The 13502-nt window shown below is 60.6% G+C and carries 13 protein-coding genes; 10 read left to right on the top strand and 3 right to left on the bottom strand.

Annotated features, from left to right (window positions below; genetic code table 11):
- The first annotated feature begins 60 nt into the window (after positions 1-60).
- Together BB347_RS16025 and BB347_RS16020 are read left to right on the top strand one after the other, a co-directional pair.
- Positions 61-1533 carry an ATPase domain-containing protein gene (locus BB347_RS16025; protein WP_076579902.1) on the top strand — a complete coding sequence of 491 codons (1473 nt, stop codon included), beginning with the start codon at positions 61-63 and terminating at the stop codon, positions 1531-1533.
- Between the two features lie 39 nt (positions 1534-1572).
- A complete protein-coding gene (locus BB347_RS16020) occupies positions 1573-2673 on the top strand; it encodes a sensor histidine kinase (protein WP_076579904.1) in 1101 nt (366 codons plus the stop codon).
- 623 nt (positions 2674-3296) lie between these two features.
- Here the strand turns inward: BB347_RS16020 and BB347_RS16010 are convergent.
- The gene (locus BB347_RS16010) at positions 3297-4325 is read right to left on the bottom strand and encodes a DUF5787 family protein (protein WP_076579908.1); all 1029 of its coding nucleotides are present in this window, start codon (positions 4323-4325) and stop codon (positions 3297-3299) included.
- A gap of 182 nt (positions 4326-4507) precedes the next feature.
- Between BB347_RS16010 and BB347_RS16005 the strand changes: the two genes are divergently transcribed.
- Together BB347_RS16005 and BB347_RS16000 are read left to right on the top strand one after the other, a co-directional pair.
- Entirely contained in the window at positions 4508-4903 is a 396-nt protein-coding gene (locus tag BB347_RS16005; RefSeq protein WP_076579910.1) for an ArsR/SmtB family transcription factor, read from the top strand.
- The gene (locus BB347_RS16000; protein WP_076579912.1) at positions 4900-5340 is read left to right on the top strand and encodes an arsenate-mycothiol transferase ArsC; all 441 of its coding nucleotides are present in this window, start codon (positions 4900-4902) and stop codon (positions 5338-5340) included. Before BB347_RS16005 ends, BB347_RS16000 begins: the two co-directional genes overlap by 4 nt.
- 213 nt (positions 5341-5553) lie before the next feature.
- Here the strand turns inward: BB347_RS16000 and BB347_RS15995 are convergent, their stop codons facing one another.
- Both BB347_RS15995 and BB347_RS15990 read right to left on the bottom strand, forming a co-directional pair.
- Positions 5554-6990, bottom strand: coding sequence for an alkaline phosphatase (locus BB347_RS15995; protein WP_076579914.1), 1437 nt, complete (start codon positions 6988-6990; stop codon positions 5554-5556).
- A gap of 197 nt (positions 6991-7187) precedes the next feature.
- The gene (locus BB347_RS15990; protein ID WP_076579916.1) at positions 7188-8186 is read right to left on the bottom strand and encodes a phosphate uptake regulator PhoU; all 999 of its coding nucleotides are present in this window, start codon (positions 8184-8186) and stop codon (positions 7188-7190) included.
- Positions 8187-8626: 440 nt separating this feature from the next.
- On the opposite strand from BB347_RS15990, the gene BB347_RS15985 reads away from it, so the two are divergent.
- From BB347_RS15985 to BB347_RS15960, 6 genes are read left to right on the top strand one after another with little or no spacing between them, the layout of a single operon-like run.
- Positions 8627-9703: a substrate-binding domain-containing protein gene (locus tag BB347_RS15985; protein WP_076579918.1), complete on the top strand. Its 1077-nt coding sequence runs from the start codon at positions 8627-8629 to the stop codon at positions 9701-9703.
- 14 nt (positions 9704-9717) lie between these two features.
- Positions 9718-10728: a phosphate ABC transporter permease subunit PstC gene (pstC, locus tag BB347_RS15980; RefSeq protein ID WP_076579920.1), complete on the top strand. Its 1011-nt coding sequence runs from the start codon at positions 9718-9720 to the stop codon at positions 10726-10728.
- Entirely contained in the window at positions 10725-11642 is a 918-nt protein-coding gene (gene pstA / locus BB347_RS15975) for a phosphate ABC transporter permease PstA (RefSeq protein WP_076579922.1), read from the top strand. The genes pstC and pstA overlap by 4 nt, the downstream gene beginning before the upstream one ends.
- A 1-nt stretch (position 11643) precedes the next feature.
- Positions 11644-12471, top strand: a complete 828-nt coding sequence (pstB, locus tag BB347_RS15970) for a phosphate ABC transporter ATP-binding protein PstB (RefSeq protein WP_076579924.1) — start codon at positions 11644-11646, stop codon at positions 12469-12471.
- A gap of 3 nt (positions 12472-12474) precedes the next feature.
- Positions 12475-13158, top strand: coding sequence for a phosphate signaling complex protein PhoU (phoU, locus tag BB347_RS15965; RefSeq protein ID WP_076579926.1), 684 nt, complete (start codon positions 12475-12477; stop codon positions 13156-13158).
- A 7-nt stretch (positions 13159-13165) separates the two neighbouring features.
- Positions 13166-13393: a DUF7511 domain-containing protein gene (locus BB347_RS15960; protein ID WP_076579928.1), complete on the top strand. Its 228-nt coding sequence runs from the start codon at positions 13166-13168 to the stop codon at positions 13391-13393.
- Positions 13394-13502 lie beyond the last annotated feature (109 nt).

The following is a 13502-nucleotide window of genomic DNA, read 5'->3' as shown; positions in this document are numbered from 1 at the left end:
CAGCTATCAGTCTCGCTAGCGATAGGTTGATTCATACCCGTCAATTACGTGTGGACGGACATGGGAGCACGCGTTTCCTCGATAAGCAGCGGAGTCGACGGATTAGACACGATACTCCGCGGCGGGCTCGTCACCGGTCGACTGTATCTCATTCAGGGACAACCGGGGACCGGAAAGACGCTCCTCGGTATGCACTTTCTCGAGAAGGGCCTCGAGAACGACGAGACGGTGTTGTTCATCCACGGTGAGGAGTCCCACGAGGAAATCCTGGCGAACGGCGAAGCGCTCGGTATCGATATCACCGACGCTGAGTTTCTCGATTTAGGCCCGGACTCGGACTTCTTCGTCGAGGACTACTCGTACGACCTGGTCAATCCGAGTGACATCGAACGCGACCGGTACACCCAAGATATTCACGAGGCGATCCGAGAAATTGATCCCGATCGAGTGGTCGTCGATCCGATTACGCAACTGCGCTACGTCGAGGCGAACGACCACCAGTTTCGAAAGCGCATCCTCGCATTCATGCGGTTTCTCAAACAACGGGAGGTCACCGTCATCGCCACCGCGACGTCGTCACAAAAACAGGAGTACGATACAGAGGTCCGCTCGTTGAGTGACGGGATCGTCAGGGTTACTCGAGGGGACGGTGGCCGGCGCATTCAGGTCGCGAAACACCGGGCACTCGGCCAGATGGAAGGCGACCACGGGATGGAAATTCGAGGCGAGGGTATCCAAGTCTTCCCGACGCTGGTTCCAGAACAATACGATCATCCCTTCGATCCGGACCAACTTCGGTTTGGCATCGACGAGCTCGACGAACTCATCGGCGGCGGATTCGACGAGCAAACCGTGACGTTCATCAGCGGGCCCTCCGGTACGGGGAAGACGTCGATGGCAACGCAGTTGCTGTGTCAGGCAGCCGAGAACGACCTCCGATCGGCGGTGTATCTCTTCGAGGAGAACCACCAAACGTACGAATACCGCTCGGAATCGATCGATATGCCCGTCACGTCGCTTCGAGATGATGGGATGGTCGAGGTCACCGAAGTCGAGCCACTCGCCATCTCGGCCGAAGAGTTCGCACACATAGTCAAACAGCAAGTCAGCCAGCAGGAGACGGACATCGTCCTGATCGACGGGATCGACGGCTACACCATCACGCTCCAAGGCGACAAGAACGAGCTCTTGCGGAAACTCCTCGCACTGACGCGTTATCTCAAAAGTCGCGGCGTAACCGTCGTCATTACGAACGAAATTTCCGAAATCACGGGTATTTCCCGGGCGACGAGTGGGAACATCAGCTACGTCGCAGACAACCTCGTGTTCCTCAGTTACGTCGAGATGGACGGGAGCCTCCAGAAAGTCGTCGGCGTACTGAAAAAGCGAACCGGCGGCTTCGAACAGAGTCTGCGCGAGTTCTCGATCACCCCCAACGGAATCCACGTCGGCGAACCGCTGACCGGCCTCTACGGAATCCTCCAAGGGTCACCACGAGCCAGCGAATCGCCAGATCAGTTCCAACGCGAATGAATCGACTCCGACATTCCCCCAGTATGCCGCCCAACACGTATGAACTCGAGTGACCGCCAACAAACGATTCAGTTGCTCGTCGGTGAGGACGGAAACCGCGCTGCAGTCCGCGAACTCCTCTCCGGGCACTACGACGTCATCACCGACCAATCGGTCACGGACGCCGATTGCTATCTCGTCGACGATCACACGTTCCCCGACCACCACTCAGACCTCCTCGAGCGAGTCGAACAGAACTACCCCGTGTTCTGTCCCGTGGTCGTGATTCGCCGGGAAGACAGTTCGCGTCAGCTCACATTGGCGAACCCGGGAGAGCGCGAGCCACCGCTGCTCGTCAACGAAATCGTCGACGCACCGATCGACCCACCCGTCCTCTTTCGGCGACTGGATACCCTACTCACGCGACGACAACAGTCGCTCGAGCTTCGCCACTACATCACCCAACTCAAAGAGTCGAACAAGTCCCTCGAGCAATTCGCCTACGCGGCCTCACACGACCTCCAAGAGCCGCTTCGGATGATCTCGAGTTACCTCCAGCTTATCGAGCAGCGATACGGAAACGAACTCGACGAAGAGGTCGACGAGTTCATCGAATTCGCTATCGACGGCGCAGACCGAATGCGAGGCATGATCGACGGATTACTCGAGTACTCACGGATCGACACCGAAGGAGGACAGTTGACGGAGACGGACCTGAACGACGTACTCGAGGACGTTCGCGCCGACTTGCAGATGAAGATCAACGAACACGAGGCGACGATCACGAGCGATTCGCTCCCTCGCGTCGAGGGAGATCCCGACCAGTTGCGGCAGTTGTTTCAGAACCTGCTGTCGAATGCGATCGAGTACAGCGGCGACGATCAACCGACGGTCGCCGTCGAAGCCGAACGATCGGGGGCCGAGTGGCAAATATCGGTGATCGACGACGGAATCGGCATCGACCCCGACGACCAAGAACGGATTTTCGAGGTCTTCCAGCGCCTCCACAGTCACGACGAATACGAGGGGACCGGGATCGGACTGGCACTCTGTAAACGCATCGTCGAACGCCACGGCGGCCGGATCTGGGTCGAGTCCGAACCCGGCGATGGTTCGACGTTTACGTTCACGCTGCCGGCAATCGACGCACCGCGAGGCTGACGCGAACGACAATGTTACCAGTAGATAGTAGCGCGATTTCGTTATTCAGTCTCGCACCTGAAACTGAAACAGGTGAATCGGTAACTACACGTGCGAACTGAGCGTATTCTATGAGCGAAACCTACAAAGATAACTAAAATATATGAGTCATGTATCGCTAATGGAAGAGGAATCACTTACGGAGAACATTAAACGACGTATCCGAAACCGGATATTGCTGGTATTTGTTTTTACCGCAATCATTCTCGGTAGCAATTGGATTGGTTTATGGGATATGTTTGGCATTTTTGATTGGAATACTGTGTCTGGTGCAGAAAGGCGGGTTTATTTTGCTGTTATAATCGCAGTGCTTATTTCGGTGATGTGGGTCATCTTCGGTCTGTTCGGAATTATACGACTTTACAAATGGCTGAAGAGCTAACACTGAGGGATACGAGAGAGCGTCATGGAACGGTTCGTAGCCCTCTATGACTACCTGACAAACAGTAAGTACAGCAACTATACTGAGCGCGAGTTTCACGCTCCACACTGAATAACGAAACCGCATTACCAACTACTGTTACACGAGTCCACTCACCCCACGCGTTCGTCCGACCTGAGAGTGAGCCACAGCCGCTGCATTCTCAGCCGAATTGGTCCAATCCCGACTGCTGGCGGCGTTTGCCGTCCGGATTCGCCTCCCACGGCGTTCGACGATCACGCTCGGCCTCGAGGTCGACTGTCGGAAGCGAGTCCGTTTCCGGATCGTACCCCGGACACGACGGGCCACACTCCGTGTTCGCATCGACGAGGCGGCCGTTCCACGCACATCGAGGCAGCGTGAGGTCGCCCGCAGCATCCAGCTCGCAGGACCCGCACTCGGGAATATCGAAGGTTCGCCAGCCCTTGCCATAGGCGCGTTCGGCGACGCGACGGCGCTGGCGAGCCTTCGCTTCTGGATCGACGACGGCGATATCGGTGCGACCGGGAAAGAACTCGAGCGGTTCGATCCCAGGCTCTGAGACGGGAAGCTGGTCGGGTTCTCGGAGCACTTCGACCTCGAGAGTCGACCCGTCGACGGTCGTCTCATCAGCGGCCACCTCGTCGGCGTGCACCGACTCCTCGCGGTGGACCCGCCAGACGCCGACCTCCTCTGGAATTCGATTCAGGTGGGCGCGCGTCACGTAACTCTCCGTCGCGAGGATGATCTCGTCGACCAGTGCGAGACTCACGTCGGTTCGCAACTGGGCCTCGAGGTCGCCCGGTCGCCCAAGATCCGGTTTATTCTCGATGCCGACGAGACGGTTGTACCAGTCGGGATAGCGGGCGACCTGCCTGACGTACTCGCGGCCGTTTCGGCGTTCGCGTTCGAAGAAACCGACGTCGCACGCCCGCTCGAGGGCGCGTTCGGCCCGCTCGGGGTGGCAGTCGAAGGCGTCTTTCCAGTACCGAGCGCGGCCCGTCCCGACGTCGGCCTCGATCGCTGCATCCGGAATCGTCGCACTCGAGAGGGCAATTCGATCCTCGAATTCGGGACCCGGCTCGACGCAGACGACGTCGAGGATTCGGCCGCCGGGATTCGCGACGCTCGTGCCGAGTTGCCGGGCGAGGACTCCCTCGCGGCGAGTCTCGAGGTGGGCGCACAACTCGAGTTCGAACGCGAACTCGCTCACGCCCGTTCTGAGGGGTGCCAACGGGAAAAAGCGCGCGGAACTCGAGCACGGGCTGTCCGATCGGGCCACCCTCGAGAAGCGGTAGGGATAGTGTCGTCCGGCTGATTTCGTGAAATCAGCTAATCGTGTGTTCTGAGCAACGAAGCACATATATGAATGGTTGTTCATTCATTGAATGACAAATGTCACAGACCGATCGTCTCCGCCGGCTCCTCGAGGACGAACTCGACGATTGTTGTGACGCGGACGTCACCGACCGGTTGGCCGAACTCGAGTCCCTCGTCGACGCCGTTCCCACTGCGTCGACGTCCGACCTCGCCGCGCTCTCGACGCTCGGCGACGAGACCAGACACCGACTCGTTCGGTTGCTCGTGGCCGCCGAGAGTGATCTCTGCGTCTGTGAGATTACACCGCTGGTCGACGTGGGCGACAGCGCCGTCAGTCACGCGCTGTCGGATCTCACCGACGCGGGACTCGTCTCGCGACGCAAGGAGGGGACCTGGCGCTATTACCGCGCCACCGATCGAGCCGAACGGCTACTCGAAGCGCTCGACGCGACTCGAGGTGATCGCCGATGACCACCGACGCACCCGTTCGACTCGGGTTCGTCTGCGTCCAGAACGCCGGTCGAAGCCAGATGGCCGCCGCGTTCGCCGAGCGGGAACGAGACCGACGCGACTGGGCGGAGCGCGTCGAAATCGTCACCGGCGGCACCCACCCCGCGAACGAGGTCCACCCGGTCGTCGTCGAGGCGATGAACGAGATCGGGGTCGATCTGTCCGGCAGAATGCCTCGAGCGATTTCAAGCGAGGAGTTGGCCGCGTGCGATGTCGTCGCGACGATGGGCTGTTCGACGCTCGAACTGGACGCCGAGCGGTCAGTCGAGGTCCGCGATTGGGCGCTAGACGACCCCCACGGCGAGGAGTTCGGGACGGTGCGCGAGATTCGCGAGACGGTTGAGGACCAAGTGACGGCGCTGTTCGAGGACCTCGAGTCTCGCCTCGAGAACGAGTGATTGTCGTCACACGAGGGCGACGACGGGACGGTGCGCGAGGACGGATAATCGGCTGTCCGGGCTGACGTCGACACGTATTCTGCCGCCTGACGCGTGACTCGAGGCCGTCGAAAAGTGCAGACACTCGTCGTTTGAGGAGGTGACGAAAGATGAGGGATGATGGCAGATCAACGCTCGGCGCTTTCGACGCTCGGCGCTTTCGACGCTCGCCACTCACCGAAGCCCGAGGGCCGCCTCGAGCCCTGCGAAGAGGTCGTCGTTCTCGTGGTGGCCGCCGAAGTACGCCGCGTTGTCGCCCTTCGCGTAGATCGGAACGTCCGTCGCGGTGTGCGCGTCGGATCCCCACGCCAGGCCGGCACGGCGGTTGACGACGCTATCACGACCCTCGATCGCAGACGGATCGGCCTCGAGTTCAGCCAGATCGTCTTCGGAGAGGTCGTCGATGCCAGTGTGATCCTCGAGCGTCGACGCGAGCGCCGACTGCGAACTCGCGTCCTCGAGTTCCGATGCGAGCCGTTCCTGCGTGAGCGATTGCTCGGCGATGTACTCCCAGTTCATGTCGTAGGAGTCTCGTCCGAGTACGAGCCCGCCGGTCTCGTGGTCTGCGACGTTGACGACGAGCGTGTCCGTCGGGCCTCGACCGTTCCCCTGTCCGGATCCGTCACCAGCGTAGTCCATCGCGACCTCGACAGCCTCGTCGTGTTCGAGTTGCTCGGGGAGCATCGCGGGGTCGTTTGCGTGTCCCGCGTGGTCGATTCGGCCACCTTCGACCAGCAGGAAGAATCCCTGCTCCGATCGGGCCTCGAGGACGTCGATCGCCGCTTCGGTCATCGTCGGGAGGCCCGGTTGCGTGTTTTCGTCGTCGGCCTGTCTGTCGACAGCGTACTCGAAGTGTCCTGTTTCGCTGAACAAGCCGAGCACCTTCCCGTCGTCGACCGACTCGAGATCCGACGCCGTTTCGAGATACTGATAGCCCCGGTCTCGTGCTTCGCCGATCAGATCCGCGCCGTCGTCGCGTTCCTCGGCGCGAAAGTGCGACCGGTCGCCGCCCATAAACACGTCGACGTCACTTTGACGGACGTACTGACACGCGATATCCGCTTGCTGGCCGCGATCCTCGACGTGGGCTGCGAACGCGGCAGGCGTCGCGTGGGTCATCTGCGTCGTCGTCACGAGCCCCGTCGCGTAGCCGGCGTCGCTCGCCCGCTCGAGGATCGTTTCGATCGGCCGCCCGTCGTGATCGACGCTGATCGCGCCGGTGTAGCTCTTCTGGCCCGTCGCCATCGCGGTGGCCGCCGCACCCGAATCGGTGATCAACTGCTCGGGATCGTCGGGGTACGTCGACATCGACCCGACGTACTCTGCACGGTCGATTCCGAGTTCGACGTCCTCGATATTCGCGGGGAACGCACTCGCGTCGTTCTCGTATGCCCGCAAGTACCGCGCTGCGGTGTCGTGCGTTCGACTCCCACCATCCGGGATCGTGAGAATAACGTTTCGCCTTCGACCGGTGGTTCCGTTCGACCCTGACTCACGTGCACTCGTCGTCTGACCCAGCGCTCCCGATCCGGCGAGGGCACCCAGTCCGGCCATGAACGTTCGTCGTTTCGTCGTACTCGTCTCCGCTGAACTGTCCTGTGTTTGGGACATTAAGCGAGTGTTTACCGTTCGATAACTGAATGTTTATAATAGATGTATGTCGACGTAAATTACGCTATAGTGACCTCTATCGACGGACCCATTTCTCGATCACGGCATCTGTTAGCAACGTGTAGAGGGACGACTGCGAAAGGAACGCGCTACGAGGCGTGCCTCGAGTCGGATCGTGGATTAAAAACCGGGGTGCATCAGTTAGGCCGAGGAGCAGCCTTCTGCAACGCCGTTTCCGCAATATTTCCACCGTAGTCGGCGCTCCGAGAGAGCGAATCGAGGATCAACCCGAGTGACTGTGCCTCTACCGAGTCGAGTTCACGAAGCAGATCGTCGATCGCCCGCGTATGTTCGTCGACCTCGAGGACGGATTCGAGCACCCGGTTGCCGAGTCGAGTCGCCTTGTCACCATCCTCGGCGAAGAGGGCGTCCATCGACTGCTCGAGAATCGTTTCGGTGTCCGTATGAAGCGCTAACAACCCGTCGGCGACGCGCGCTGGAATCGCCTCGAGTCGGCGGGCAAGTTGAGCGATCTTGACGGCGTGATCGGCGACGCGTTCGAGTTGGCGGGCGCTCGAGTGGAAGTCGAAACACTCCTCGCGAGAGACGCCGAGCCCTTCGGCGGCGCGGGGCGAGCGAAGCGTGGCCCGGAAAATTCGCGAGACGACGAGGAAGAGTCGGTCGACATCGTCGTCACGGTCGATCACGTCGCGAGCGATGTCGTCGTCGTTCTCGACGAGTGCGGTGATCGCATCCTCGAGCATCGAGGTTGCAATCAGGCGCATTCGGGAGACGGCGTTGACGATCGAGAGCTCCGACGAGTCGAGTAAGTCCTGGACGACGACGCAGTGTGTGTCCTCCTCGACGACTTCGACACCGATCAATCCCTGCACGGCGTTACGAATCGCCCGTCGCTGATCGGTCGTGATCCGACCCGCCTCGAGGCGGATACTGTCGAAGCCGCTGACGTACATCGTAAAAACGGCTCTGACGAGCTGTTCGTCCTCGAGAGCGCCGATCTCGAGCGTTCCTTCCTGATGGTTGCCATCTCGCTGTGGAGTGACAAGCAACGTCTCGTCTTCCGGATAGAGTTCGACGGTCGATCCGCTGGAGATTCCGTGTTCGGTCGCCCACGATTTCGGAAGCGACACCGTGTACGTCGAGCCGCCGGTCACCTGGATCTTACGCGTCTCCATACGACGTTCGTTCTACGGGAGGACTATAAATTACTCCCGATCTATAGAGATTCTCGGATTGCACCAATATACCGACTTATTCCCCTATTCACGAGGACATACGACACACAGATACCACTCAATATGCATACCGAACAGGAGTCGTACAGAGAACTATATATTCCTATCCTCGAAACCAGAGTAACGGGTTGTCGCCACGAAAACAGCGGCATCCGCCGCAATTTCGAATCACAATTCCGTTTTATCCGGGCGTGGTGAAACCAGCAAAACGCCGTCACAAGACGCGTTGTGGGCCATAAATGGTGCCTGGAACGTCCGTGCCAAATTGAAGTAATTGGTACAGAGACCTATTGTCTGATACACATCGGTATATGTATCCACGTGAGAAGATATATAGATATTAGCATCCTCTTTATACACTCTCGCCAACCGATCAGGTGATGACGGACAACACGTCCGAAACCGGTCGAACGGGGGTTGCATCGAGGCGGAAGTTCCTGACTGGCACCGGCGCTGTGGGGGTCACAGCGCTCGCCGGGTGTACAGATTTCCTCGAGGGGCAAGCCGAAACCGACGCGGCGATCTCGACGGTCGCCGTCGAGAGCGACGAAGACGGTGAGTACTACCATCCAACCCAGGAGAACATCGAGAGCGGGGTCTACTCCCCGCTGACGCGACCGCTGTTCATCTACGTCAACCACGCGAGCCTCGAGGAGAAGCCGGATACGCTCGCGTCGTACGTCCAACACTACTTCGACGGACAACACGACTTCGCTCGCCAGACCGGCTACTACGCGGCGACGGACGAGGTTCGCGAGGAAAATGTGGCGAACTTCGACGACGTGCTCGACGACCTTGGAATCGATCCCGACCCGGACGCGGTCGACGACGAGATCGACTGTTCGGGCTCGAACACCGTCGCTCCGGTCACGGACGCGGCAGGCGAGTCCTTCGAGGACGACTACCCCGGCGCGGCCGTCTACGTCGATCCTGAGGGGACCGGTGCGGGCTTCGAGGCGTTCGCCGAGGGCGACTCGGACGTCCAAAGCGCGAGCCGCGAAATCTTCGACGAAGAGGCGGAGATTGCCGAGGAAAACGGCGTCGAGTACAGCCACTACGAGATCGGCTGGGACGGCCTCTCGGTCGTCAAACACGCGGAAAACGACTGGCTCGAGGAAATTTCGCTCGAGGACCTGATGGCGATCTGGGAGTACGACTCCGATGTCACACACTGGAACGACATCGACGACGACTACCCCGACGACGAAATCGAACTGTGGGGTCGCGACGACGACTCGGGGACGTTCGATTACTTCACCGAGCACATCAACGGCGAGGTCGGTTCCATTCGGACAGACTACAGCCCGCACACGCACACTGACTCGATCATGGAGGGCGTCGCGGACAACCAGTACGCCCTGGGGTGGGGTGGCGTCGGCTACTTCGAGGACCTCGGCGGCGAACCCGGTGAGGACGAGTTCGAGGTTGACGAGGACGAAGACAACGAAGACGAGTAAAGCGCTGATACAGAATGAGTACAGAAACAGACCCAGGTCCGGGAATCTCCGGCGACGGGGCCGACGCCGACCAGCGTCGTGACCGTCGGATCCGCCGGCTTCTGTTCGGCTGTACGAGCATCACTGTACTGACAACGGTGGCGATTTTCGCCGTTCTGTTCGATAACACGTTCAATTTCTTCTACGACGTGCGCTTTCACGAGTGGATCGTGGGACTCGTCACCGAGTTCCGACTCGTGCCTGAACAGCGCGTCGCTATCACCGAGTTCCTGACCGACACCGCCTGGCGACCGTCGCACGCAGACGATCCGCGCTTCGGTATCCTGCCGCTGATCGCCGGCACGTTGCTCGTTACCGTCGGCGCGGCGTTCATCTCGATCCCGATCGGAACCGCGACCGCGCTCTATCTCGCCGAGTACGCTCGACCCCGAACCCGAAAATACCTCAAGCCAACGCTCGAGGTGCTCGCGGGTGTACCGACGATCGTCTACGGGTTCTTCGCGCTGACGTTCATCACCCCGAACGTCGTCGGACCGCTCGGTTCACTGTTGGGCCACGACGTCGGGCGGTTCAGCGCGCTCTCGGGGGCGATCGTTGTCGGCGTGATGACGATCCCGATGGTGGCGTCGATCTCCGAGGACGCGATGTCGTCGGTTCCCGACAATCTCCGTAACGGCGCATATGCGCTCGGTGCGTCGAAGTACTCGGTGTCGACGAGCGTCGTCTTACCGGCCTCGATCTCCGGAATGATGGCGTCGTACATCCTCGCCGTCTCGCGGGCAATCGGCGAGACCATGGCCGTCGTTCTGGCCGCGGGCGTCTCGCCAAACCTGACCGCGAACCCCTTCGCGGAGATTCAGACGATGACGGCGTACATGGTCGACTCGACGCGGTCGACGATGCTCGTCGGCTCGATCGAGTACCAGAGCCTGTACGCGGTCGGCCTCGCGCTGTTCGTCATGACGCTGGCCGCGAACTTGGTGAACGACTATATCAAGCGCAGCTACCGGGAGGTGTACCGATGAGTACCGAAACGGATTCGGACGGAGCCGGCGCCCGGAACTGGGCGAGTGACGTCGACCTCACCTGGGTGAAGCGACGCGACCGACTCTTCCACGCCACCCTCTTCGGGGCCTCGCTGTTCGGTGTGATCGTCCTGGCGATCCTGATCGCCGACGTGATCCTCGACGTTTCGATCGGGATCGTCGTCTTCGAAATCAATCCAGCACAGTTCCTCACCCAAATGTACTCGAACGAGTGGACCCAGGCTGGCTTCCTGGGAGCGATCGTCGGCTCGCTCTGGCTGCTCGTGTTCACACTGGTGTTCTCCTTTTTCCTCGGCGTCGGGACGGCCGTCTACCTCGAGGAGTACGCGCCCGACACCCGAACGACCCGGCTCATCGAAGCGAACCTGACGAACCTCGCCGGCGTGCCGTCGGTCGTCTACGGCCTGCTGGCACTCGGCGTCTTCGTCAACGCGTTGCGGATGGGACCCATCTTGCTCGCCGGCGCGCTCGCACTCGCGCTTTTGGTGACGCCGATCATCATCGTCTCGAGCCAGGAGGCGCTGCGGGCGGTGCCCGACGGCGTCAGGAACGGCTCGCTGGCGACCGGCGCGACGCAGTGGCAGACGGTTTGGGGAGTCGTTCTTCCCTCAGCGATGCCCGGTATCGTTACCGGAACGATTCTCGCGCTGGCGCGTGCCATCGGTGAGACCGCACCGCTGCTCATGGTCGGCACCATCTGGGGAATCAGACACGTGCCCGGCCCGCTCGATCGGTTCGGCGCGATGCCGACACAGATCTACCAATGGGCGTTTCTCCCCGAGCAGGGGTTGCAGTACCTCGCTGCGATGGGGATTGCGGTCCTCCTGACGACCCTCATCGGGATGTACGGCGTCGCCTTCTACGTGCGCAACAGGTACGAACGGGACTACTGACATGACACGAACCGAAACAGGCTCACTGATTACGACCGAGGTATCGACGACGGAAACGGCCCGCACGGACATGCCGGACGAAACGGTTCTCCGAGCCAACGGGCTCGACGTCTACTACGGCGAAGACCAGGCACTCGAGGACGTCACGATCGAAATCCCCGAGCGAAAGGTGACCGCGATCATCGGTCCATCGGGCTGTGGAAAGTCCACGTTCCTCCGCTCGATCAACCGGATGAACGACCAGATCGATGTCTGCCGGGTCGACGGCGAACTCACGTTCCAAGAGAAAAACATCTACGACGATGACGTCGATCCCGTCGCCCTGCGCCGGAAGATCGGCCAGGTGTTCCAGAAGCCGAACCCGTTCCCGAAGTCGATTCGAGAGAACGTCGCCTACGGGCTGAAGGTTCAAGGAATAACAGAGAACGTCGACGAGCGCGTCGAGGAGGCGCTGCGCAGCGCCGCCCTCTGGGAGGAGGTGAGCGACCAACTCGACTCGAGCGGGCTCGACCTCTCGGGTGGCCAACAACAGCGACTCTGTATCGCTCGCGCGATCGCCCCCGATCCCGAAGTCCTCCTCATGGACGAGCCGACATCGGCGCTCGATCCCGTCGCGGCCTCGAAAATCGAGGACTTGATCGCCGATCTCGCCCGCGAGTACACGGTCATTATCGTCACGCACAACATGCAACAGGCGGCCCGCATCTCCGACAAAACCGCCGTCTTCCTCACAGGCGGCGAACTCGTCGAGTACGACGAGACGGCGAAAATCTTTGCGGACCCAGAACACGACCGCGTCGAAGACTACATCACCGGAAAATTTGGGTAACTCATGGCACGCACCGAATACCAACAGGAACTGACGGAACTGCGCGAACTCGTCCTCGAGATGAGCGACCTCGTCTGTCATCGGCTCAAGCAGGCGCTCGAAGCTCTCGAGACGAAAGACGACGGTCTCGCCGAGGCAGTCATCACCGGCGATCACGAGATAAACGAACGGTATCTCGAGATAGAACAGCAGTGTGTCGACCTGCTCGCCCTGCAACAGCCCGTTGCAGGCGATCTACGGTTCATCGCCGCCTCGTTCAAGATCATCACCGACCTCGAGCGAATCGCCGACCTCGCGGTGAACCTCGCCGAGTACACCCAGCGGGCCGAACGGGACCGCTACGGCGACGTCGACGTCGGTTACATCGGCGAGCGGACCGTCGAGATGGTCGAGATGGCAATGGCGGGCTACGAGGCCGACGACGCGGCGACGGCCCACGACATCGCCGCGACCGACGACGAGATCGACACCCTCTGTGCGAACGCGAGCGAGGTCGTCGTCCGGAGCCTCATCGACGTCGAGACTGCGGCCGCCGAAACCGAGCGCGTCGACGAAGACGCGCTCCTCGAGGACGTCTGGCGAATGCTCCTGACGATACGGGACGTAGAACGCGTCGGTGACCACGCGGTAAACATCGCGGCGCGGACGCTGTACATGGTCGAAAACGACGACGACCTCATCTACTGAGAAGCGCATGAGTCAGACGCCACACGAAGACGACGAAACGACGGACCAACAGCACGTCTCGGACCTGACGGACACCCCTGAACGGGAAGTCGACCTCGAGTGTCTCGTCGTTCAGTACCGGAATCTAGCCGACCGATGCACGATTACACCGAGTGAGTGTTCCGCCGAGGCGAAACTCACTCACTGGTTGTCGGCAGATCGAACAGCGTTCGTCGATCTCGAGGAACGTCGGTAAGCCGGTGACGTCGACCGACGCACTCGTGCCCACTCGTCACGAGTGACACGGTCTGCTGTCAGTCAGTCCCGGTCCAACTGCAGACGGGTTGCGGTTGCACCGGTATACA

The organism is Natronorubrum daqingense (assembly GCF_001971705.1).
Taxonomy (GTDB): Archaea; Halobacteriota; Halobacteria; order Halobacteriales; family Natrialbaceae; genus Natronorubrum; species Natronorubrum daqingense.
Note: the sequence above shows the minus strand (reverse complement) of the source record. Positions and strands in the feature narration are given on the sequence as shown.

Coding starts and splice junctions, on each gene's coding strand:
- pstA (WP_076579922.1), top strand. CDS start 10,725: ATGAGTACCGAAACGGATTCGGACGGAGCCGGCGCCCGGAACTGGGCG.
- BB347_RS15985 (WP_076579918.1), top strand. CDS start 8,627: ATGACGGACAACACGTCCGAAACCGGTCGAACGGGGGTTGCATCGAGG.
- pstB (WP_076579924.1), top strand. CDS start 11,644: ATGACACGAACCGAAACAGGCTCACTGATTACGACCGAGGTATCGACG.
- BB347_RS16005 (WP_076579910.1), top strand. CDS start 4,508: ATGTCACAGACCGATCGTCTCCGCCGGCTCCTCGAGGACGAACTCGAC.
- BB347_RS15960 (WP_076579928.1), top strand. CDS start 13,166: ATGAGTCAGACGCCACACGAAGACGACGAAACGACGGACCAACAGCAC.
- BB347_RS16000 (WP_076579912.1), top strand. CDS start 4,900: ATGACCACCGACGCACCCGTTCGACTCGGGTTCGTCTGCGTCCAGAAC.
- BB347_RS15995 (WP_076579914.1), bottom strand. CDS start 6,990: ATGTCCCAAACACAGGACAGTTCAGCGGAGACGAGTACGACGAAACGA.
- BB347_RS16020 (WP_076579904.1), top strand. CDS start 1,573: ATGAACTCGAGTGACCGCCAACAAACGATTCAGTTGCTCGTCGGTGAG.
- BB347_RS16025 (WP_076579902.1), top strand. CDS start 61: ATGGGAGCACGCGTTTCCTCGATAAGCAGCGGAGTCGACGGATTAGAC.
- BB347_RS15990 (WP_076579916.1), bottom strand. CDS start 8,186: ATGGAGACGCGTAAGATCCAGGTGACCGGCGGCTCGACGTACACGGTG.
- phoU (WP_076579926.1), top strand. CDS start 12,475: ATGGCACGCACCGAATACCAACAGGAACTGACGGAACTGCGCGAACTC.
- pstC (WP_076579920.1), top strand. CDS start 9,718: ATGAGTACAGAAACAGACCCAGGTCCGGGAATCTCCGGCGACGGGGCC.